The 22,679-nt window shown below is 61.1% G+C and carries 19 protein-coding genes; 13 read left to right on the top strand and 6 right to left on the bottom strand.

Annotated features, from left to right (window positions below; translation table 11 throughout):
- Window positions 1-83: 83 nt before the first annotated feature.
- The 4 genes from OK411_RS24650 to OK411_RS24630 form a co-directional block, all read right to left on the bottom strand.
- Complete coding sequence (locus OK411_RS24650; protein ID WP_264365816.1) at window positions 84-3,566, bottom strand: calcium-binding protein; 3,483 nt, start codon at window positions 3,564-3,566, stop codon at window positions 84-86.
- A 49-nt stretch (window positions 3,567-3,615) separates the two neighbouring features.
- A complete protein-coding gene (locus OK411_RS24645) occupies window positions 3,616-5,589 on the bottom strand; it encodes a hypothetical protein (RefSeq protein WP_217878878.1) in 1,974 nt (657 codons plus the stop codon).
- A gap of 321 nt (window positions 5,590-5,910) precedes the next feature.
- On the bottom strand, window positions 5,911-7,227 hold the full coding sequence (locus OK411_RS24640) for a bifunctional DedA family/phosphatase PAP2 family protein (RefSeq protein ID WP_016773020.1): 1,317 nt from the start codon (window positions 7,225-7,227) through the stop codon (window positions 5,911-5,913).
- A 154-nt stretch (window positions 7,228-7,381) separates the two neighbouring features.
- Window positions 7,382-8,107 (bottom strand): DNA-3-methyladenine glycosylase, encoded by a 726-nt coding sequence (locus tag OK411_RS24630; protein ID WP_264365815.1) that lies wholly within the window; start codon window positions 8,105-8,107, stop codon window positions 7,382-7,384.
- 177 nt (window positions 8,108-8,284) lie between these two features.
- Here OK411_RS24630 and OK411_RS24625 point away from each other — a divergent pair, with 177 nt between their 5' ends.
- From OK411_RS24625 to OK411_RS24565, 13 genes are all read left to right on the top strand, one after another.
- A complete protein-coding gene (locus tag OK411_RS24625; RefSeq protein ID WP_264365814.1) occupies window positions 8,285-9,556 on the top strand; it encodes a glutamate-5-semialdehyde dehydrogenase in 1,272 nt (423 codons plus the stop codon).
- On the top strand, window positions 9,525-10,247 hold the full coding sequence (nadD, locus tag OK411_RS24620; protein WP_024014451.1) for a nicotinate-nucleotide adenylyltransferase: 723 nt from the start codon (window positions 9,525-9,527) through the stop codon (window positions 10,245-10,247). Before OK411_RS24625 ends, nadD begins: the two co-directional genes overlap by 32 nt.
- Before the next feature lie 72 nt (window positions 10,248-10,319).
- Window positions 10,320-10,814 (top strand): ribosome silencing factor, encoded by a 495-nt coding sequence (gene rsfS, locus OK411_RS24615; RefSeq protein ID WP_016773024.1) that lies wholly within the window; start codon window positions 10,320-10,322, stop codon window positions 10,812-10,814.
- Between the two features lie 9 nt (window positions 10,815-10,823).
- The gene (rlmH, locus tag OK411_RS24610) at window positions 10,824-11,291 is read left to right on the top strand and encodes a 23S rRNA (pseudouridine(1915)-N(3))-methyltransferase RlmH (RefSeq protein ID WP_011063671.1); all 468 of its coding nucleotides are present in this window, start codon (window positions 10,824-10,826) and stop codon (window positions 11,289-11,291) included.
- A 10-nt stretch (window positions 11,292-11,301) separates the two neighbouring features.
- Window positions 11,302-13,197, top strand: coding sequence for a penicillin-binding protein 2 (mrdA, locus tag OK411_RS24605; protein ID WP_071173699.1), 1,896 nt, complete (start codon window positions 11,302-11,304; stop codon window positions 13,195-13,197).
- A 31-nt stretch (window positions 13,198-13,228) separates the two neighbouring features.
- Complete coding sequence (gene rodA / locus OK411_RS24600; RefSeq protein WP_051600793.1) at window positions 13,229-14,332, top strand: rod shape-determining protein RodA; 1,104 nt, start codon at window positions 13,229-13,231, stop codon at window positions 14,330-14,332.
- A gap of 17 nt (window positions 14,333-14,349) precedes the next feature.
- Entirely contained in the window at window positions 14,350-15,360 is a 1,011-nt protein-coding gene (mltB, locus tag OK411_RS24595) for a lytic murein transglycosylase B (protein ID WP_110602899.1), read from the top strand.
- Window positions 15,360-16,370, top strand: a complete 1,011-nt coding sequence (locus OK411_RS24590) for a septal ring lytic transglycosylase RlpA family protein (protein WP_016773027.1) — start codon at window positions 15,360-15,362, stop codon at window positions 16,368-16,370. The genes mltB and OK411_RS24590 overlap by 1 nt, the downstream gene beginning before the upstream one ends.
- Window positions 16,371-16,557: 187 nt before the next feature.
- A complete protein-coding gene (locus OK411_RS24585; protein WP_016773028.1) occupies window positions 16,558-17,715 on the top strand; it encodes a D-alanyl-D-alanine carboxypeptidase family protein in 1,158 nt (385 codons plus the stop codon).
- Window positions 17,716-17,801: 86 nt separating this feature from the next.
- Window positions 17,802-18,077: a DUF493 domain-containing protein gene (locus OK411_RS24580; RefSeq protein WP_024014446.1), complete on the top strand. Its 276-nt coding sequence runs from the start codon at window positions 17,802-17,804 to the stop codon at window positions 18,075-18,077.
- Complete coding sequence (lipB, locus tag OK411_RS24575) at window positions 18,077-18,724, top strand: lipoyl(octanoyl) transferase LipB (protein WP_024014445.1); 648 nt, start codon at window positions 18,077-18,079, stop codon at window positions 18,722-18,724. The genes OK411_RS24580 and lipB overlap by 1 nt, the downstream gene beginning before the upstream one ends.
- Window positions 18,725-18,749: 25 nt before the next feature.
- Window positions 18,750-19,748: a lipoyl synthase gene (lipA, locus tag OK411_RS24570; protein WP_160768663.1), complete on the top strand. Its 999-nt coding sequence runs from the start codon at window positions 18,750-18,752 to the stop codon at window positions 19,746-19,748.
- A 132-nt stretch (window positions 19,749-19,880) separates the two neighbouring features.
- Window positions 19,881-20,831, top strand: a complete 951-nt coding sequence (locus tag OK411_RS24565; RefSeq protein ID WP_110602897.1) for a S66 peptidase family protein — start codon at window positions 19,881-19,883, stop codon at window positions 20,829-20,831.
- A gap of 118 nt (window positions 20,832-20,949) precedes the next feature.
- Here OK411_RS24565 and OK411_RS24560 read toward each other — a convergent pair whose 3' ends face one another.
- The gene (locus OK411_RS24560; RefSeq protein WP_016773034.1) at window positions 20,950-22,272 is read right to left on the bottom strand and encodes a lytic murein transglycosylase; all 1,323 of its coding nucleotides are present in this window, start codon (window positions 22,270-22,272) and stop codon (window positions 20,950-20,952) included.
- Window positions 22,273-22,332: 60 nt separating this feature from the next.
- Window positions 22,333-22,497, bottom strand: coding sequence for an alternative ribosome rescue factor ArfA (gene arfA / locus OK411_RS24555; RefSeq protein WP_016773035.1), 165 nt, complete (start codon window positions 22,495-22,497; stop codon window positions 22,333-22,335).
- Window positions 22,498-22,679: the final 182 nt, after the last annotated feature.

Below are 22,679 nucleotides of genomic sequence, written 5' to 3'. Positions count from 1 at the left end.
GGCCAGTCATTGGCCGAGGTGATCAAGTGCCGGAATGGAGCTCAGGTCCATCCCGGCACGTTGTTGAAACCGGCAGCGCGCGGTCAGTTGATGTTGACGGGAATGAACAGGTCTTCGCGTTTGACGCGTGTCTGCCGATCAGTCAGCAGGCTCCAGTGGCTGTTTACCGAGTTGTAAACCAGCGTGCCCACTGTGTCGGGCTGGTAGCCGATGTGAGTCACGTAGACCCGCGCTGCCAACTCGTTGCGCTGCCGGTGTTGCTCGATATCGGCCAACAGCGCATCGACGCTGGCGTAGCCTTGGGCATTGATCACGTACAGCTGCAAGATCTCGAACAGCAGCGAGACTTGATAGAGATTGCCGGCGGTGGTTGCCACGCTGACCGATTCCACCGGTGTGTCATCGCCGATATCCGGCAATTGGACAGTCACGCTGGCGATGCGCAAGCGGTTGTCCTGCAATTGGATTTCGTCGCGAGTGACGGTTTCGTCCATTGTCCTGGTGTACAGATTCCAGCTTGAGGCGTTGGCCGTTTTTGCCGCAGCCCCAGGTGTGGCCAGGCGCACGATGCAGTTGCTGGCCAGGTAGATGTCGTACGTCGCGCTATGACCCTCAAGCAGATAAATGCCGGTATGCGCCCGGGATTCGATGACGATTTTGCTGGGTCGATCGGTCAGCAGCGGCTTCTCACTGATGGCGGGCCGGGTGAACGGGTATTTGCCGTTGCGCCGTTTCAGCCAGCTTCGAGTGCTGACCTGTCGTGCGCCGGGGTTGTTGGCGTCCTCTTCGTAGTCCAGGTGCGGCAGTTGCAGGCGATAGGACACTCCGTCCCGCATGACCACAACGATGTCTTGCGCCAATTGCGGCGTGGTCACTTTGAGGCTGTTGCGCCCGCTATACCCGGTGGCGGCAGCGATCGGTTGAATCACGCCCTTGAATGCCAGCACTTTTGCCGGCAACCGCAGCGACAGGCAGAAGTCTTTGTAGGTCAGGTGAGTATTGCCCGAAACACCTTTGCGCACCTGGACGGCATAGCTGAGCTCGACGTCGATGATTTCGTCGTCGCCGTAGTCCAGAAAAACGCTGCGCGGCCTGGTGGCGCTGCGTGCGATGACGAACTCGACCTCGCGCTGCGTACGGGTAACAAAATGCCGGCCCAGGCTCTGATTGTCGATCGTCACCGTTCCGCCATTGACGATCGCCGAGGCAGGTGCGGGCGGACCAATGACGGTCACGGCGACATCGATGTCCTGACTCAGCGCTGGACCTGGTTCCTGAGGGAGCTGAGCCAGCAGTTCGTAGCCATCCTGGGTGCGGAACAGCCATCGATCGTTATGCAACCGACGCTGGCCGTCGACCATTCGATAGACGTTTTCCAGGGTCAGCACGTGGTCTGGGTCGTCGCCGTCCTTGCCGCGCAAGGAATTGATCACCAGCGAGGTGCCGATGATCTGCCAGCGCTGAATCACCGCGTGCGGCCAGCCCAATTCGATCACGCTCGAATGCGCGCTGTCCTCGGTAATTGTCGTGCGTGCGTTGGTGTGAGCGATGTAATAGCGATCGACGCCGCTACCGCCGTCCACGTGACATTCAAGGCCATAGATGGCAATCGTGTCGTTGCCGGCACCGGCGCTGACGCGATCATGGCCATGGGCGGAGATCTGGTTGGCCTCGGTATTGCCGATGACGTGGCTGCTGCCTTTGCGCAGCGTCGAAACGTTCTCGAACGATGTCAGGTGCGCGACTTCAATGCCTGGGCCTTCCGGGTCCAGACCACGCAGCGTGACCTTGCCGCTCGGCAGGTCAATCCGATGGCCGATGTGTCGTGTATCAGTGGCCGGCCGCTGGCCTTCGAACGCAAAGGTATCGCTACCGTCGCCGCCATCCAGCACATTGATGTGCGGCGGTTTGGTCAGCCGATCCAGTTCTTCGTCAGCGACCTGTTGATAGAACGCATCGTTTTTGTCGCCACCGCTGAGCGCCTTGTGTCCCTGGCGGTAGGTAAACAGGTTGGGCTGCGCCTTGACGCCAGTGACACGGTCATTGCCATCGCCCAGGCGCCAGAACACGCCTTTGCCTTCGCCTGCACTGCCGTTGACAACGCCCTTGAGGTTGTCGGGTAATCCATGGCTTGCGTCGATGACATCGTCGCCGCCGACGATCACCGCCTGGCTGTCGAGTCTGAACGGCAGCTGCCCGACGCTTTCGTCCCACTGGTAACGCCATAGTTCGACAGGGCGCAATTCGGCGCGAAACGCGCCATTGACCACTTGGGCGATGGAGTCGCTGTAAGCGCCGGCAAGCATGTCTTTGGCCGACAGTTCGAGCTGTTTTTCGTAGTCACTGGAAAGCCTGGACAGCTTGAAGCGATCCATCACTTCGGCGTCCAGTTCCTTGCCGGTAAAAGCGAACCATCCCGAGCGCAGACGCTCGAGTGTTGTCAGTTCGATGTAATCATCGATCTGGTCGACGACCCTGGCGGCTTGATAGATCAGTGAACCGGAGATGAGCAGTGCGGCAGCCGCGAGGCCGAGCGGGCCGGCAACACTGCCGAAACCGGCCAGCGCGGCGACGCCCAGCACCAGGCTGATGCCAGCGCCCGCTACACTCAGGGCAGCGCTGAAATAATGGTCCTGAGCTTCTTTGCCCGATGACGCGGCGGCGGCGTTGAACGATTTGATCGCGTCGACAATGTCGAACGGCAAGGTGATCGCGCTGGCGAACATTCCCGCGCCACGGCTCATGTATTTGCCGATCGAGGTCAGCGCAAAACCCCTCAGTACATTGCTGCCCTGAGTCAGCATCGCCTGGCCTGTTCTGGCCAGACCCCGCTCGATGATCAGCGAGCCGAGTTCTGCGGCGATGGATCCGCCGTAGTAGAGCATTTCCAGTGCCTCGCCTTTTTTGATCGCATCGGTCAGGGCCATGTAGCCGCTGTAGATGCCGAAGGCTTGCATGCCGACTCCTGCGCCGCTCATCAAATAGCTTTTGGTCTTGTTGATCCAGCCGGGCGCGTGTTCAAACGCGTCCGCCCGGTGGATCTCCAGCTTTTGCGCAGCCTTGCCCAATTTGTTGAGACGATCCATGGCGCTGCCCGAAACCAGCGGCGTATCACTGACGAACAATGGGCCGGCATCGACCGAGCGCTTGCAGGCAATCTCATAGAACAGCAGTGCCGCCATGTCATTGTCGGGAAAGTCCACAGCTTGCAAGCGGGACTGTACCTTTGCGGACTCGAAATGGAGTCCGTCCAGAAAAGCCTGATCCACGCGCTTCATGTTGGCATTCGCCGGACTGACAGGTTGACCGTCGACGGTCGCCCCCAGCGCTTGCAACTCGACCCGACTGATCACGACCTCGCCGATACGCAGTGGGCCCAGGTGTTTGTCGATTGCCTTCAGAGTCTGGCGAAGGGATGGGGGGCTGTCAGGCACCTCGCCTGGCACGTCCGCTCGATCGGGCATGGGTGTGGACGGCGTATGGGCATTGGCCGAGGCGTCTATGGGGGTAACTTGAAGCGCGCGCACGTGGGCGACATGAGCCGCGGGAACGATGAGTTTCGACACGTATTAATCCTTTAATGGTGTGCATGAGGAGCCGGTTTCCCTGGCGGCTTTACTTGAGCATCTGAAGTTCGGGCCAGGCGATGTCATGGGCAAACTCGTCCTTGTTGCCTGAGAGCCTGAGTATCGGCAGGCCCGCCGCCTCCACCTGGTCGATCAACTGGTCGTATTCGAACCGGTTGGAGTGCCCGGCATGGGTGGCCGCTTCGATGCGATCAGCGTTTGCCCCAGCCTGCTCTTTGATGTCTTCGACCCTGGCGCCCTTGGTCAGGTCTGTGTTCAGTAACCAGACACGCTCGGCTGAAACTCCGCTGCGCGTGACCGAGATCAGCCCTTCGAAATCGTCGGAGGGGAACCAGGTCGGCGGGGTGTCACGCGCAGCGGAATTGAACATCATGTTTTCTTCGTGGGGGACGACCTCCAGATCGCGCGTGTCGAGCGCGTAGAGAAACATTTCCGTCTGCCGTGTGCGCGTGGACCGGTAGCCGCGATCGTGATCCCATGCCACAGGGCTGTCAGGATCCGACCAGTCTGACGAGGAGTCACTCGGTGTATCACTGGCGTCGCTTGCGCCGCTTTCCGAACCGCTGTCGCCCGTGTCGCGTCCCGGGTATTTATGGGTCTGGCTGTTGAAACGCAGGTATTCGGGATCGGGGGCGCGGGCATATCCCTGTCCTGCCTGGAGACTGAACGTCGCGCTGATCGGCTTGTGTGTGGTCGCGCCGGGTTCGTGGTGATAGCGCGGCAGCATGGTGCCGTCGTTCGCCAGCTCGAACGGCGTGCGCTCGTCACCGCGAAACAGCGCCGGAATGTCCGTGCGGTACAGGCAGTTGTTCTTGTTGCGCAGATAACCGAGCTGTTTCAACAGCGCTTCGCGCACCTCGGGGGTCAGGCTGTTTTCTGCGTCGTACCAATCGTGGCGGGCATTGCGCTTGAGGTTGAGCTGCTCGAGCGCATCGGCGGCAAACTGGTCGAAGCGTTGCGGGTTGCTGACGTCCTCCAGCAAGCGCTTGTGCGCCAATGCCCACGCCGGAAGCGTCAGATGGCTGGCCATTTCCTGCTGCAAACGCGACAGTTGCCTGGGCAGCAGATTGAACGATTGCAGAAAGGCTTCGCGCTCGGCAAAGCCCATCTGCGGGTGCAGCCAGCGCAACGAGTCGCGCAGCAGATCGGTTCGCGGATTTTCCGTGGTTGTGGGGTGTGCCCACTGTGGCGGCGTGCCGGTGGCCTGGGCTTCGACACGAAAGCGCGCGATGTCCTCGCCCTGTAGCCCATATAGCTGCCATATCTCATGATCGGTCCACTGTTTGAGGTGGAGCGGCGACGCTGCGAATCCACCCGCTGGAGGATCAACCGCTATGTAATTGCCATATGAATCCCGGAAGGCGAACAGCATGTTGTCTTTGCGTGAGCCAAATAGCGGATTCATTTCGTAATAGCCCTGAGCATCCGGCGAACGCCAGGATGGGCTGTAACGACTTTGATTGATGGGTATTGTCACGGGGGCGAGGCGCGGTCGCTTTGGCGCGGGTTGTTCGGTCAGGCGCCAGGTGGGGCTGTCTGCGTTTTTGTACAGGCGCGGTCCGGAGGGAACGCGCTCGGTGAGTAACTTGCTGCGCAATGCGCCGGTTTCATCCTCACCCACATGCGTGGTTTGCAGAGCTCCCTGATATTCGACGTCTGCGAACTTTCTGCCAACGATCCAGCGAAATCCATCATTGTCGGCAGGCTGCATTCCACGCACAAAGGTCTCCGATAACCAGTAATCGTTTATTGAAGTGGAATGTTCCGAGCGATAGGCGCTGTGTGCCGGTAACTGAAAGATTTCAACCGCAGGCAACCGCGGATTCGCATCGGCAAGGGCGCTGTCGAAGTTGGTACTGTGCAGCGCAAGATCGGGGATGCCGGCTCTTGGCGATATTTCAATGCTGCTGACATCAAACATGGGCCGATGTGGCGTTGGCACGTTTGCATCAGGTTGATGCGTGGTTGTGACTGACGTCTTGCGGGGTATTTTTGGACTCATGAAAGACTCGATAAAAAATGGATTGTTGTATGACTCGGCAGAACTTCAATGCATGGTTTGAATAGATATGGATAGCCAGCAAATGACCGAGTCGGGCCCATCAATCTAACGGTTTTTCAAAAGCGCGAAACACTGAGCAGGCATGTTTCAACTTGAATGTGTAACGCTAGTTTTGCGTCGATCGAGAATGCGGAAATGTCGGTTTTATAACCAGGAAAGTTAACCGGGAGGGAGGAATTTTGCGTAGGTTGCAAGCGCCGCTCTTGTCGGAATGTTCCGAAAGAGCGGCGTATAAGAAATGTCGCTTGTAAATTGCCTGTTTTAGTAGGCGTAACGCAACAATGTATGTGGCAAGTGGCGCATAACGAAGAATCCGAACAGCGCGACCATGGACGGCAGGATCAGCCACCAGATCTTGAAAGGCATGGCGTTGAGCGGCGCCTGCCGCTGGTTTGACCACAGCATCGCGGCGCAGACGCAACTGGCAAGCATTGCACCGGCCAATATGTCGGTTGGCCAGTGCGCGCCGAGATAGACCCGCGACAAAGCAATGGAGAATGCCGGGATGCAGGCAATCAGCAGCCAGGTCAGGCGCATGCGTGGCGGCTGCCCGCGTCCGGCCAGGACACCCAGCGTCAGGAACAGGGCGAATGCGCCAGAAGCATGGCCGCTGGGCATGCTGTAGGTGGTCAGTGGATCGCTGAGCACTTCCGGGCGTACCCGGGCGAAAAAATACTTGGTGCCGGTGTTGGCCATGGCGGTGATCAGCATGGTGGCGCCCGCGAACACTGCCTGGCGCCACTGCTTGCACAGCAACAGCAATATGACGAGCAGGGCGCTGAACAGCAGCATGTTGCGGAATTCGCCGATCAGGGTCAGCGTCACGGCGATTTCGTCCAGCGCTGGCTGGCGATGTTCCTGCACCAGAGTCATCACACCGTTGTCGAGCGCGGTGAGGTATGGATAGCCGATAAACAGCCCGATCAGGATCAACAGGCTCATGCCGCCGATCCAGATCGTCGCCCGACGATGACGACGCACGCTGCTGTTGACGCTCAGGCCGACCATCACCGCGATGCTGGCCGCGACAATTCCGGCTTCGAGCCAGAAACCTTCAGGCAATGGCAGGCGGAACGCCGCGCCCGTGGCCCAGCCCGGCAACAGATAAGCCAGGCTCCAGCCAGCAGCGGCCAGCAGGCTGACGGCGAAGAAACGCGGGAACGGCATGTCGCACATCCCGGCGACCATCGGCAGCATCGGCCGCAGCGGGCCGATGAAACGCCCGACCAGCAGGCTGGCGATGCCATAGCGCTGGAAGTACGACTCGGCGCCGGCCATCCATTCCGGGTGATGGCGTAGCCCGGGGAGGCGGCGGATGTTCTGGTGGAAATGGCGGCCGAGGAAGTAGGAAATCAGGTCGCCAAGAATGCCGCCAAGAAAGCCCAGCAGCAGCGTTTCGCTCAATGACAGCGCGCCGCTGCCGGCCAGCACCGCCACGGCAAACAGCAACACCGTGCCCGGCACGATCAGCCCGGCGATCGCCAGACATTCCACGCACGCCACGATGAACACCGCTGCGGCCAGCCACTGCGGATTGGCGCCGAGCCATCCGGTGATGCTATCGAGCCATGGGCCCATACAGAAAAACTCCATTCATTCTTTAAGTAATTGTTACGCGGTGGACTGCTGACCTGTGGGAGCGAGCCTGCTCGCGAATGCGCTGTGTCAGACGATAGAAGCGTTGGCTGGCACGACCCCTTCGCGAGCAGGCTCGCTCCCACAGGGGGAGACATCATTCATTGACGGATTCGGCGTCGGTTACGGGAAGTAAAATATAATCCCGGCCTTCGACCTGACCCCGTCGCAGCGGGTTCCGCGTGCACCATTGCGCATACGCAGCGTCAACGAAGCGATACATCAGGTGTTCGTCACGGCCCAGCGGGATGCCCAGCCGGGTGGTTTGAATAATCTGCGAGGGTGCCGGCCCCGTATCTTCGACCAGCAGCAATTCATGATCGAAACGCTTGGCGTCCCACATCGGTACTTTCAAACCCAATGCCTTGCACAACAACGTCTGCCCGGCGCAGAGCTTCTGCGTCGGCCGCGGTCGCCCCTGAGCATCGGGATTGTTCAGCAGCATCTGCGCCAGGCTCGCCGGGCCGCTGACTTCGTCGACCCACGGATAGGCGGATTTGATCAGCACGGCATTGCCCGGACCTTGCGCACTGAAGTTCAGCGAATCACCGCCGCGGGCGTAATACATATAGATGTGGCCGCCATTCAGAAACAAAGCCTTACGCTTTTCTGTGTAACCGAGCGAGGCATGACTGCCTTTTTCCGCGAAGTAATAGGCTTCGGTCTCGATGATTCGCGCACTCAGCCACAGGTCACCGACGCGATGGCGGATGACTTTGCCGAGCAGCGCCTGCGCCAGAACCTGGGCGTCGCGGTCGAAAAAACTGTCCGGCAGGCCCACGGGCAGGTGCGCGGACTCGGGGCAAAGGGGCACGTTGGTCATGATGGGCAAGGTTTATCCAGGCTCAAGAGGTCGTGATGATAACAACGCTGAGCTTAATTACGTCTGAACGACGGGCAAACGCAGCTCATTTCGACCATCCGCCCGTCACCGCTGTTAGTCCCGGGACGCGACAGCTATAATCTGCCGCTTTCCTCTTTGCCAAGACCCCAGCAGACCATGACTGAGTCCGTTCTTGACTACATGACCCGATTGGGTCGCGCCGCCCGCGCTGCCTCCCGGGTCATCGGTCGCGCCAGCACCGCGCAGAAAAACCGCGCCTTGCAGGCTGCCGCCAATGCTCTGGATGCTGCACGCGCCGAGCTGGCCGCAGCCAATGAGCTGGATCTGGCTGCCGGTCGCGCCAGCGGTCTGGAGCCGGCGCTGCTGGAACGTCTGGAACTGACCCCGGCACGCATCGACGGCATGATCGTCGGCTTGCGTCAGGTCGCTGCACTGGCGGATCCGGTCGGCGCGATCCGCGACATGAGCTTCCGTCCGTCGGGCATTCAGGTCGGCAAGATGCGCGTGCCGCTGGGCGTGATCGGGATCATCTACGAATCCCGTCCGAACGTGACCATCGATGCCGCCAGCCTGTGCCTGAAGTCCGGCAACGCGACCATCCTGCGCGGCGGCTCCGAGGCGATTCATTCCAATCGCGCGATTGCCGCGTGCATTCAGCGCGGTCTGGCCGAAGCCGAACTGCCCGCCGCCGTGGTGCAAGTGGTCGAAACCACTGACCGTGCCGCCGTCGGCGCGATGATCAGCATGCCGGAATACGTCGACGTCATCGTGCCCCGTGGCGGTCGTGGCCTGATCGAACGCATCAGCCGCGATGCCCGCGTGCCGGTGATCAAGCATCTGGACGGCATCTGCCACGTTTACGTCAGCGAACACGCCGATCTGGCCAAAGCCCAGCGCATCGCTTTCAACGCCAAGACCTATCGTTATGGCATCTGCGGCGCGATGGAAACCCTGCTGGTCGATCAGGCTGTTGCCAGGGATTTCCTGCCGTCGATGGCTGCGCAGTTCCGCGAAAAAGGCGTTGAATTGCGCGGTTGCGAGCGCACCCGGGCGATCATCGAAGCGGTCGCGGCCAGCGAAGACGACTGGCACACCGAGTACCTGGCGCCGATTCTGTCGATCCGCGTGGTCGGCGGTCTGGAGCAGGCGATCGAACACATCAACCATTACGGCTCCCATCACACCGACTCGATCGTCAGCGAAAACCTCGCCGACACCCGCCGGTTCGTGGCGGAAGTCGACTCGGCCTCGGTGATGATCAACACGCCGACCTGCTTTGCCGATGGATTTGAATACGGATTGGGTGCCGAGATCGGCATTTCTACTGATAAGCTGCACGCCCGCGGCCCGGTCGGGCTCGAGGGGCTGACCTGCGAGAAGTACATCGTGGTCGGTGATGGCCAGTTGCGCGGCCAGGCGACGGTCTGACTTGACCGACCTCGACCTGACAGCGCCGCACACCGGCAGCGAGTCGCGCCCGCAACGCATTGGCGTGCTGGGCGGTACGTTCGACCCGGTGCACATCGGCCATTTGCGTGGCGCACTGGAAGTTGTCGAAGCGCTGGCGCTGGACGAGTTGCGCCTGATGCCGAACGCGCGCCCGCCACATCGCGGGACGCCGCAGGTGTCGGCGCAGGATCGGCTGGCGATGGTCGAGTGCGCGGTGGCCGGATTGCCGCCGCTGGTGGTGGACGCCCGCGAATTGCAGCGGGACAAACCGTCCTGGACCATCGATACCCTGGAGTCGCTGCGCGCAGAGATGCCCGCCGAGACCCAGGTTTTTCTGCTTTTGGGCTGGGACGCATTTTGCGGCCTGCCCACTTGGCACCGCTGGGAAGAGTTGCTCCAGCATTGCCACATCCTGGTGCTACAGCGCCCGGACGCCGACAGCGAACCGCCGGATGCCTTGCGCAACCTGCTGGCAGCGCGTTCGGTGAGCGACCCGCTGGCCCTGAAAGGGCCGAGCGGACAGATTGCATTCGTCTGGCAGACACCGCTCGCGGTTTCCGCCACCCAGATCCGTCAACTGCTGGCCAGCGGTAAGTCGGTACGTTTCCTGGTGCCCGACGCGGTCCTGGCCTACATCGATGCGCACGGTCTGTACCGTGCGTCGAACTGAACAAGGCGCGCTTCACCGATACGGATCACCGTATCCCCAAGCCGCCGAATACATGAGCAAAACGAGTTACATATGACTGATAAAGATCTACCGAAAGTAAAGCGCAAAGGCACGTTCAAGAGCGCACCACTGCCGGAAGCCGTCAACACCAACGAGCCGCTCAAGGGCGACGAACTGGTCAAGATTGCCGTCGCTGCGCTGGAAGACGTCAAGGCCCAGGACATCCAGATCATTGATGTGCGCGACAAGCAGAGCATCACTGACTACATGATCATCGCCACCGGTACCTCCAATCGCCAGATCAACGCGATGCTGGACAAGGTCCGCGAGGAAGTGAAGAAGCAGGGCGCCAAGCCGCTGGGCGAAGAAGGCAAGGGCGACAGCGACTGGGTTCTGCTCGACCTCGATCTGGTGATCGTGCACATGATGACTGCCTCGGCGCGTCAGTTCTACGACCTGGAGCGCCTGTGGGCCGGTGCCGAGCAAAGCCGTGCGGCCGATGCCAAGCACCACAGCCCGGAAAACACCCACGAGCATTTCACCAAGCTCAACAAAGACCAGTTCTAAGGGATCGCTGTGCGACTGCGCCTGATCGCCGTCGGTTCACGCATGCCCAAGTGGGTGGAAGAAGGCTGGCATGAATATGCCAAGCGTCTTCCGTCCGAGCTGGCGCTGGAACTGGTGGAAATTCCGCTCAATACCCGTGGCAAGAATGCCGACGTGGCCCGTTTCATCCGCCAGGAAGGCGAAGCCATGCTGGCCAAGGTCGGGCACAACGAGCGGATCGTCACGCTGGAGGTTCACGGCAAGCCGTGGAGCACCGAGCAACTGGCGGTCGAACTCGATCGCTGGCGCCTGGATTCGCGCACGGTCAACTTCATGGTCGGCGGCCCGGAAGGGCTGGCACCGGAAGTCTGTGCCCGCGCTGACCAGCGCTGGTCGTTGTCGCCGCTGACCTTGCCGCACCCGCTGGTGCGGATCCTGATCGGCGAACAGTTGTACCGTGCCTGGACCGTGTTGTCCGGCCACCCTTACCACAAGTAAGCCTGCCCTCATGTCTCAGCCGATCCGCATCAAGGACCACGAAAAGGACGCCCGTCTGGTGCGCAGCCGTGTCGTGTTCGGTGCGATCGTGATTGTGGCGCTGATCTGTGTGTTGATCGCGCGTCTGTATTACCTGCAGGTGATCCAGTACGAGTACCACTCGACCCTGTCGGAAAACAACCGCGTCCACGTGCAGCCGATTCCGCCGACGCGCGGGCTGATTTTCGACCGCAACGGCGTGGTCGTGGCCGACAACCGGCCGAGCTTCAGCCTGAGCATGACCCGCGAGCGCTCCGGCGATTGGCAACAGGTGCTCGACGTCATCGTCGAGGTGCTGGAGCTGACGCCCGAGGACCGGGTGATCTTCGAGAAACGCATGCGGCAGGGGCGTCGGCCGTTCGAGCCGGTGCCGATCCTGTTCGAGCTGACCGAAGAGCAGATCGCCCGCATCGCGGTGAACCAGTTCCGCCTGCCCGGGGTGGAAGTGGTCGCGCAACTGGTCCGGCATTACCCGCAGGGCGCGCACTTTGCGCACTCGGTGGGCTACATGGGGCGGATCAACGAGAAAGAGCTGAAGTCACTGGATCCGGTCAACTACAGCGGCACCCACCACATCGGCAAGACCGGCATCGAGCGGTTCTACGAGCCGGAATTGCACGGTCAGGTCGGTTACGAGGAAGTCGAGACCAACGCCCGTGGCCGCGTGTTGCGGGTGCTCAAGCGCACCGATCCGATTCCCGGCAAGGACATCGTCCTGAGCCTCGACATCAAGTTGCAGGAAGCCGCCGAGGCCGCGCTGGGCGGGCGACGTGGCGCGGTGGTGGCGCTCGATCCGAAGACTGGTGAAGTGCTGGCGATGGTCAGTCAGCCGAGTTTCGACCCCAACCTGTTCGTCACCGGCATCAGCTTCAAGGCCTACGCCGAGTTGCGTGATTCCATCGACCGGCCGTTGTTCAACCGCGTGCTGCGCGGTCTGTACCCGCCGGGCTCGACGATCAAACCGGCGGTAGCGATTGCCGGTCTTGACGCCGGCGTGGTCACGGCTTCGAGCCGGGTGTTCGACCCGGGCTATTACATGCTGCCCAACTACGACCACAAGTATCGCAACTGGAACCGTACCGGTGACGGCTTCGTCGACCTCGACACGGCGATCATGCGGTCCAACGACACCTACTTCTATGACCTGGCGCACAAGCTCGGCATCGATCGGCTGTCGACCTATATGAACAAGTTCGGCATCGGCCAGAAGGTCTCGCTGGACATGTTCGAAGAATCCCCCGGCCTGATGCCGTCGCGCGAATGGAAACGGGCGACGCGCAAACAGGCGTGGTTCCCCGGCGAAACCCTGATTCTCGGGATCGGCCAGGGCTACATGCAGTCGACGCCACTGCAACTGGCCCAGGCCACGGCGCTGGTGGCCAACAAAGGCATCTGGAACCGTCCGCACCTGGCCAAGTCCCTCGACGGGGTGAAGCCGGTGGATGAAAACCCGATGCCGAACATCGTCCTGCGCGACCCGTCCGACTGGAACAAGGTCAACCACGGCATGCAGCAGGTGATGCACGGTGCCCGTGGCACCGCGCGCAAAGCGGCGATCGGCGCGCAATACCGCATCGCCGGCAAGTCCGGTACCGCGCAGGTGGTGGCGATCAAGCAGGGCGAGAAATACGACCGCTCCAAGGTCCAGGAACGCCACCGCGACCACGCCCTGTTCGTCGGCTTCGCCCCGGCCGATGATCCGAAAATCGTCGTGTCGGTGATGGTCGAGAACGGAGAGTCCGGTTCCGGCGTTGCCGCGCCAGTGGTGCGCCAGGTCATGGACGCCTGGTTGCTCGACCAGGACGGCCACCTGAAAGCCGAGTACGCCAGCCCTATCACTGCGGAGGCCCCGGCCCGTGATGAATAATTTCGATCGCATGCTCTCCAGCGAGGATGTGATGCGTCGCCGCGCGACGTTGCTGCAAAGATTGCATATCGATGGCCCGCTGTTGATCCTGTTGCTGATCCTCGCCGCCGGCAGCCTGTTCGTGCTGTATTCGGCCAGCGGCAAGAGCTGGGATCTGCTCGGCAAGCAGGCCACGTCGTTCGGCATCGGCCTGGTGGCAATGATCGTCATCGCCCAGTTCGAGCCGCGTTTCATGGCGCGTTGGGTGCCGCTCGGTTACGTGATCGGCGTGGTCTTGCTGATCGTCGTCGACATCATGGGTCACAACGCCATGGGCGCCACGCGCTGGATCAACATCCCCGGGGTGATCCGCTTCCAGCCCTCGGAATTCATGAAGATCCTGATGCCGGCAACCATCGCCTGGTACCTGTCCAAACGCACGCTGCCGCCGCAGCTCAAGCACGTCGGCATCAGCCTGATGCTGATCGGCGTGCCGTTCATTCTGATCGTGCGCCAGCCGGATCTCGGTACCTCGCTGCTGATTCTCGCCGGTGGCGCCTTCGTGCTGTTCATGGGCGGCCTGCGCTGGCGCTGGATTCTCAGCGTGCTGGCGGCGGCGGTGCCGGTATCGGTGGCGATGTGGTTCTTCGTCATGCACGACTATCAGAAGCAGCGGGTCCTGACTTTCCTCGACCCGGAAAGCGATCCGCTCGGTACCGGCTGGAACATCATCCAGTCCAAAGCCGCGATCGGTTCCGGTGGCGTATTCGGCAAAGGCTGGCTGCTCGGCACCCAGTCGCACCTGGACTTTCTGCCGGAAAGCCACACCGACTTCATCATCGCCGTGCTTGGTGAAGAGTTCGGTCTGGTGGGGATTTGCGCGCTGCTGCTGATCTATCTGTTGTTGATCGGTCGCGGGCTGGTGATCACCGCTCAGGCGCAAACGCTGTTCGGCAAATTGCTCGCTGGCGCGTTGACCATGACTTTTTTTGTTTACGTTTTCGTCAACATCGGTATGGTCAGTGGCCTGTTGCCGGTCGTGGGGGTGCCGTTGCCGTTCATTAGCTACGGAGGAACTTCGCTGGTGACGCTGCTGTCAGCGTTTGGGGTTTTGATGTCGATCCATACCCATCGCAAGTGGATCGCACAGGTTTGAATAAGGTGAAGAGTGCAATGCAAGTAATGCGTGGCTGGGCGACTCGATGCGCGCCGCTGGTTGGCCTGATGGGCCTGCTGGGGAGCGTGCAGGAAGCGCTGGCCGGCGACTATGAAGGCTCGCCGCAGGTGGCCGAATTCGTCGGCGAAATGACCCGCGACTACGGTTTCGCCGGTGAACAACTGATGGGTGTGTTCCGCGAGGCGCAACGCAAGCAGTCGATTCTCGACGCCATCTCCAAACCCGCCGAACGGGTCAAGCAGTGGAATGAATATCGCCCGATGTTCATCACTGACGCGCGCATCGCCCGGGGTGTCGATTTCTGGCGTCAGCACGAGGCGACCCTGGCCCGTGCCGAGCAGGAATACGGCGTGCCGGCACAAGTGATCGTGTCGATCATCGGCGTCGAGACCTTTTTCGGACGTAATACCGGTAATTTCCGCGTGATCGATGCTTTATCGACCCTCGGCTTCGACTATCCTCCCCGTGCCGAATTTTTCCGCAAGGAACTGCGTGAGTTCCTCCTGCTGGCCCGTGAAGAGCAGGTCGACCCGCTGACCCTGAAAGGCTCGTACGCCGGGGCCATGGGCCTGCCGCAGTTCATGCCGAGCAGCTTTCGCGCCTACGCGGTGGACTTCGACGGTGATGGCCACATCAATATCTGGAACAACCCGGACGATGCGATTGGCAGCGTCGCCAGCTACTTCAAGCGTCACGGCTGGGTCGCCGGCGAGCCGGTGGTCAGCCGCGCCGATGTGCGCGGCGAGCAGGCCGATGAAGGCCTGACCACCGGTATCGAACCGGTGAAGACGGTCGCAGAGTTGCGGGCGCTGGGCTGGTCAAGTCATGATGCGCTGCGCGATGATATGCCGGTTACCGCATTTCGCCTCGAAGGCGACAACGGCCCTGAATACTGGATGGGCCTGCAGAATTTCTACGCGATCACGCGTTATAACCGCAGCGTGATGTACGCCATGGCCGTACATCAACTGTCTGAACAGCTGGTACAAGCACGGGGCGTCAAGTAATGCAGGCATTGCCTAACAATAAACCCCTGAAGCTGGTGGCTTTCGCTGCGTTGGCAGTCCTGGTCGCCAGTTGCACGACCAGCCGTACACCGACGCAGAAAACCCCGTCCACCGCTGTCCGCGCCCAACCGGGCCTGGACATCAACCGCGCGCACAAAGACGGCGCGCCGTGGTGGGATGTCGATGTTTCGCGCATCCCGGATGCGACACCGACCCTGCACACCGGCCCGTACAAGGCCAACCCGTACACCGTGCTGGGCAAGACCTATTTTCCGTTGCAGGAATCCAAGACCTACGTGGCTTCGGGCACAGCGTCCTGGTACGGCACCAAGTTCCATGGCCAGAACACCGCCAACGGCGAAGTGTATGACCTGTACGGCATGAGTGCCGCGCACAAGACCTTGCCGCTGCCAAGTTACGTTCGGGTGACCAACCTGGACAACAACAAGACCGTGATCCTGCGCGTCAACGACCGTGGGCCGTTCTACTCCGATCGCATCATCGACTTGTCCTACGCAGCGGCGAAGAAGCTCGGCTATGCCGAAACCGGCACCGCGCGGGTCAAGGTCGAAGGCATCGATCCGCAGCAGTGGTGGGCGGCCAAGGGCCGTCCGGCGCCGCTGATGCTCAATGAGCCGCAAGTGGCGCAGAATAGCGCGCCAGTGATTACGGCGTCGGCCGGCACCGTCGAGCAATGGACGCCGCCGCCGCAGCAACACGCCGCGGCCGTGGTGCCAGTGCAGATCGATGCAAAAAAAAACGCTTCTGCACCAGCGTCTGGCCAGTATCTGCAGGTGGGCGCGTTCGCCAACCCGGACGCTGCCGAACTGCTGAGGTCGAAGCTCAGCGGGATGGTGAGCGCGCCGGTGTTCATCAGCTCGATCGTGCGCAATCAGCAGACCCTGCACCGGGTACGCCTGGGGCCGATCGGCTCGCCGGGTGAGATCGCCCAGGTGCAGAACAGTGTGCGGCTGGCCAATCTGGGTTCGCCCAGCGTGGTCACCGAGTAACACGTAGACCTTGATTGACGGTTCACTTGCGGTATTCGGGGGGTGAACCAGGTTGTTGGCTCGTCGAAGAACAAAAGCCCGGCAAGGGTGACTGGAGTGAGCAACTGAACACGCGATGGCCCGTTAGAAGGCTGTCTGAATAAGTTTTGCCTTCGGGCAAGTTTCCATTAGCGATTTCGAGAGACGGATGAACATCACCACCTTTGCCAAACGCCTGTGTCTGCTAGTCCCGCTGCTCCTCTCGCCAGCCGCCTTCGCGGCCGAGATGATGCCGTCGCCACCGCAACTGGCCGCCAAGGCCTATGTTCTGATGGATGCCAGCAGCGGCAACGTGCTGGTCGAAAACAACGGCGACCAGCGTCTGCCACCGGCCAGCCTGACCAAGCTGATGACCGCGTACATCGCGACCCTGGAAATCCGTCGCGGCCAGATCGGTGAAAACGATCCGGTGACCGTCAGCGAAAACGCCTGGCGCACCGGCGGTTCGCGGATGTTCATCAAGGTCGGTTCGCAGGTCACTGTCAGCGACCTGCTGCACGGCATCATCATCCAGTCCGGTAACGACGCCAGCGTCGCCCTGGCCGAGCACATCGCCGGCAGCGAAGACGCCTTCGCCGATCTGATGAACAAGACCGTCACCGAACTGGGCATGACCAATACCCACTTCATGAACCCGACCGGTCTGCCAAACCCTGAGCACTACTCGTCGGCGCACGACATGGCGATTCTGGCCCGTGCGATCATCCACGAAGACCCGGCTCACTATGCGATCTACTCGCAGAAAGAGTTCTTCTGGAACGGCATCAAACAGCCTAACCGCAACCTGCTGCTGTGGCGCGACAAGACCGTTGACGGTCTGAAAACCGGCCACACCGACGAAGCCGGCTACTGCATGGTGTCTTCGGCTGTACGTGATGGCCAGCGCCTTATCGCCGTGGTGTTCGGCACCAACAGCGAAGTGGCCCGCGCCGCTGAAACCCAGAAGCTGCTGACCTACGGTTTCCGCTTCTTCGAAACCCAGACCTTCTACCAGAAGGGCACTGAACTGGCGCAGGCGCCGGTATGGAAAGGCACCACCAGCCAGGTCAAGGCCGGCCTGGCGCAAGACCTGACCATGACTCTGCCAAAAGGCCAGCTGAAGAAGCTCGCTGCCAGCATGACCATGAACCCGCAACTGGTTGCGCCAATCGCCAAGGGCGACGTGATCGGTAAAGTCGAAGTCAAACTGGAAGACAAGGTAGTGCACAGCGCCGACCTGATCGCTCTGGACGGCGTCGAGGAGGGTGGTATCTTCCGCCGCATGTGGGATAGCATCCGTCTATTCTTCTACGGCTTGTTCAACTGATTTTGTGTTGACCTGCATGGCCCCGCCCCGATCCGGTGCGGGGCCATGTGCGTTACCACGGCTTGCACTCTAGAGGCCGTTACGCCATGACCGATACCGAAGTAAAGGCGCCAAAGATCGAATTTCCCCAGACCGATTATCCGATCAAGGTGATCAGTGATACGGGTGTTGGCAACAAGGACAAGATCATCGCGATCGTCCTGAAACACGCGACCATCAATGATGAGCGCATCGACGAGCGTCAAAGCAGCAACGGCAAATACACCACCATCCAGTTGCACATCGTCGCCACCGACCAGGATCAGCTGTACAACATCAACAGCGAACTGCGGGCTTCCGGCATCGTGCACATGGTGTTGTGATGCACGGCACGCTGGGCTTTCGCGAGCTGGGCCAGATGGCTTACGAGCCGGTCTGGCATGCCATGCAGCGCTTTACCAACGAACGCGGCAATGCTGCCGCCGACGAAATCTGGCTCGTCGAACACCCGCCGGTGTTCACCCAGGGCCAGGCCGGCAAGGCTGAACACCTGTTGCTGCCGGGAGATATTCCGGTGGTGCAGGTCGATCGTGGCGGCCAAGTGACTTATCATGGCCCCGGGCAACTGGTGGCTTATCTGTTACTGGATGTACGCAAGCTGGGTTTCGGCGTGCGTGATCTGGTCAGCCGCATGGAAGCCTGCCTGATCGAACTGCTGGCCAGCTACGGCGTCACCGCCGCCGCCAAGCCAGATGCTCCCGGCGTATACGTCGATGGAGCGAAAATCGCTTCTCTGGGTTTGCGCATTCGCCACGGTTGTTCCTTTCATGGCCTGGCCCTGAACGTGGATATGAACCTGGAACCGTTTCGACGGATTAATCCCTGCGGTTACGCCGGGCTGGCCATGACCCAGCTGAGCGATCACGCAGGATCGATTGAATTTGCCGAGGTAAGTGCCCGGCTGCGCGCGCAGCTCGTCAAACACCTCGACTATGCTGAGCAGACGACCCTCACGGGCGGAATCGACTGATATGACTACTGATGCAGTGCAAACCATGATCCCGACGCTCGACGTGACCGAGCGCCCGGCCCCGCGTCCCAAGGTTGAAGCCGGCGTCAAGCTGCGCGGCGCCGAGAAGGTTGCACGCATCCCGGTCAAGATCATTCCGACCACCGAACTGCCGAAGAAACCCGACTGGATCCGCGTGCGCATCCCGGTTTCGCCGGAAGTCGATCGCATCAAGAGCCTGCTGCGCAAGCACAAGCTGCACAGTGTCTGCGAAGAAGCGTCCTGCCCGAACCTCGGCGAATGCTTCTCCGGCGGCACCGCAACCTTCATGATCATGGGCGACATCTGCACTCGTCGCTGCCCGTTCTGCGACGTTGGCCACGGTCGTCCGAAGCCACTGGACGTCAACGAGCCGGAAAGCCTGGCCATCGCCATCGCCGACCTCAAGCTCAAATACGTGGTGATCACGTCGGTTGACCGTGACGACCTGCGTGACGGCGGTGCACAACACTTTGCCGATTGCATCCGCGAAATCCGCAAACTGTCGCCAAACGTGCAGCTCGAGACCCTGGTCCCGGACTACCGTGGGCGCATGGACATCGCCCTGGAAATCACCGCTGCCGAGCCGCCGGATGTGTTCAACCACAATCTGGAAACCGTGCCGCGCCTGTACAAGGCTGCGCGTCCGGGCTCGGATTACCAGTGGTCGCTGACCCTGCTGCAACGCTTCAAGCAGATGATGCCGCACATTCCGACCAAGTCCGGCCTGATGCTGGGTCTGGGCGAGACCGACGAGGAAGTCATCGAAGTCATGAAGCGCATGCGCGAACACGACATCGACATGCTGACCCTCGGTCAATACCTGCAACCGTCGCGCAGTCACTTGCCGGTGCAGCGTTTCGTGCACCCGGACACCTTCGCCTGGTTCGCCGAAGAAGGTTACAAGATGGGCTTCAAGAACGTCGCTTCGGGCCCGCTGGTACGTTCCTCGTACCACGCCGACGAGCAGGCGAAGCTGGTCAAGGCCGAGCTGCTGGGTTCCTGATTCACTGCTGATGTAAAAATGCCCGCCGAGGACGGTTCCTCGGCGGGCATTTTTTTGCCTGAGACAAGGGGCTTTTGTTTGTCTCTTCAGCTGACTACTGTGTGTGCATGACTTTACCGCTGGAGCCCAAGGATGACCGTTCGACCGAGCCACACCCTGATTGCCCACCGACCCGTACCGGCACTGCCCTCCGAAGGGACGATTGGCGTCATCGCGCCTGCCGGCCCCGGCGCCCTAGACACTGAAAAAGCGCTGCAATGGATGCGCGCGCGCGGCTATGGGCTGAAGGTGTTTCCGGGTGTCTATGAGAAGGACGGCTACCTGGCCGGCAGTGACGACGTACGCCTGCGCGATCTGCACGCGGCGTTCGCTGACCCCGAAGTCGACGCGATCATTTGCCTGCGCGGCGGCTACGGCACCCCGCGTCTGCTGGACCGAATCGATTACGACCTGCTCAGCCGGCATGCCAAGCCGTTTGTCGGCTATAGCGACATCACCGCGCTGCACCTGGCCATCAGTCGCTACGCCGGGTTTGTGACCTTTCACGGCCCGCTGCTCAATGCCGACCTGCTCGGCGACAAGGAGCCGCCGACCGTCACGTCATTCTTCGCCATGCTGCGCGGGCAACTGAAGTCAGGGAGTGTACTGAGCCATCCGGCGGCTTATCCGTTATCAACCGTCGAACCGGGCATCGCTCACGGGCGTTTGCTCGGCGGCAATCTGGCGATGATTGCTGCAACCCTCGGCACGCCCTACGAGATTGATGTCGAAGGCGCAGTTCTGTTCATCGAGGACATCAACGAGCCGCTGTATCGCATTGATCGCCTGCTGACCCAGATGCGTCTGGCCGGCAAGCTGGCCCGACTGCGCGGTGTGCTGGTCGGTGATATCGCCGGGGTGGAGGTCGACGCGCTGAATCGCCTGCTCAAGCAAACCTTTGAGCCGTTGCGGATTCCGGTGCTGTCGGGCTGGCGCAGTGGCCATTGCGACCCGAACCTGACGCTGCCGTTGGGCGCGCTGGTGCGCCTGGATGCAGGGAAGCAGGAGTTGCTGCTGGAGCAGGATGTGGTGATCAAAGTCTAGAAATTGGTCGCGTGATATTCAGTCATCGCGGGCAAGCCCGCTCCCACAGGCTTTGAGTCGAATACACAATTGTGTTTCAACCAGAACCCCTGTGGGAGCGGGCTTGCCCGCGAAGCTTTTATTGAGCGCGCAGGCTCTCAAGCAACTTGTGCGTCGGATAGCCATCCGCCGGCCAGCCCAGCGCCTGCTGGGCACTGCGAATGGCCTTGCGGGTATTGGCGCCGATAATCCCGTCCGCTGTGCCGGCGTCGTAATTACGCGCGCTCAATAGCGTCTGCAGTTCGATGCGCTCGGTGCGGCTCAGCGGCAGATCATCTTTCGGCCAGTCGCCATTGATCAGGCCCGCGCCTTCAAAGCGCTCGGACAACAGGCTCACCGCCAGCGCATACGACGACGAATTGTTGTACTTGAGAATCGCCCGGAAGTTGTCGAGGATCAGGAACGCCGGGCCGCGATAACCGGCCGGCAGCAGCAGGGCGGCGGACAGTTGTTCGGAACCGGCCGGCACCTGCGCGCCATTGGGCAGGTTCACGCCCAGTTGCCGCCATTCGGCGACGCTTTTGCGAATCGCGCCATCGGCCAGGGTGTAGTTGAAGCCGCTCGGCAATTGCACTTCGAAACCCCACGGCTGGCCACGCTGCCAGCCCGAGCTTTGCAGGTAATGGGCGGTCGAGGCCAGCGCATCGGCCGGGCTGCCCCAGATGTCGCGGCGACCGTCACCGTCAAAGTCCACGGCGTGGGTGTTGTAAGTGGTCGGAATGAACTGGGTCTGGCCCATCGCGCCGGCCCAGGAACCGAGCATCTTCTCCGGGGTGATATCGCCCTGTTGCAGAATCTGCAGCGCGGCAATCAATTGCGCGTGAGCAAAGCCCGGACGACGCCCCTCGTAGGCGAGGGTGGCCAGCGAGTTGATCACCGACTTGCTGCCCTGAAACTGACCGAAATTGCTTTCCATGCCCCACACCGACACCAGCGCCTGGCGATCAACGCCATAACGCTGCTCGATGCTTTGCAGAATGTCGGCGTACTGATTGATCAACGCCTGGCCCTTGCGGACGCGCAATGGCGACAGCGCACCATCGAGATATTCCCACACCGGGCGGGAAAACTCCGGCTGACTGCGATCGGCACGGATCACGCTGGCGTCGAAGCTGATGTTGGCAAATGCCTGATCGAACAGCTCGGGGCGAATCCCGGCGGCGAGGGCGTCCTTGCGGAAGCCCGCCTGCCATTCGGCAAAGGTCTGGGTCGGTTGAATATCGAGCGGGTCGGCGGACGGCACTACCGGCGGAATAATCGCTGGGGCTGTGGTGACCGGGGCGGCTTGAAGCGGTTGTGCATCGGCGGCGGTGGGTTTTTCCGCGCAGGCGACAAGCAGAATGAAGCTGGAGGCAGCGATCAATTGGCGCACGGGCCAACGACGGGAAAGACTTGGGGGCATGCACAGTTCCAGGGAAACGAATCAGGTGCAGACCTTAACATGAGCGAGGGGTAGTGCGCTTCAGGCAGCCAGAAAGTAAAAAGCCTCCCGGTTGTCAGACCGGAAGGCTTCGCGGCGGTAGCTGCCTTTGCCCTTGGCTGGTCGTTCCTGGCGGCTGCGGAACAAGGGCTGGGCGACGATGGATTTGGCCTTGTTGGGGCCATGCTTTGCTGGCTTTTTGCTCATGAGGGTTCTCTGGATTGAGTGGGTTTGGCGCGGCAAATAATCTGCCGATGTTGGGCGTCTGTCCAGTGCCTGTTGTGTAGGAATGTTCTAGCGCTTTCGCGAGCAAGCTCGCTCCCACATTTGGAATGCATTTCAATGTGGGAGCGCTGTCTCTTATACACATCTGACGCTGCCGACGATTA

The organism is Pseudomonas sp. RG1 (assembly GCF_025910115.1).
GTDB classification, from domain to species: domain Bacteria; phylum Pseudomonadota; class Gammaproteobacteria; order Pseudomonadales; family Pseudomonadaceae; genus Aquipseudomonas; species Aquipseudomonas atacamensis.
Note: the sequence above shows the minus strand (reverse complement) of the source record. Positions and strands in the feature narration are given on the sequence as shown.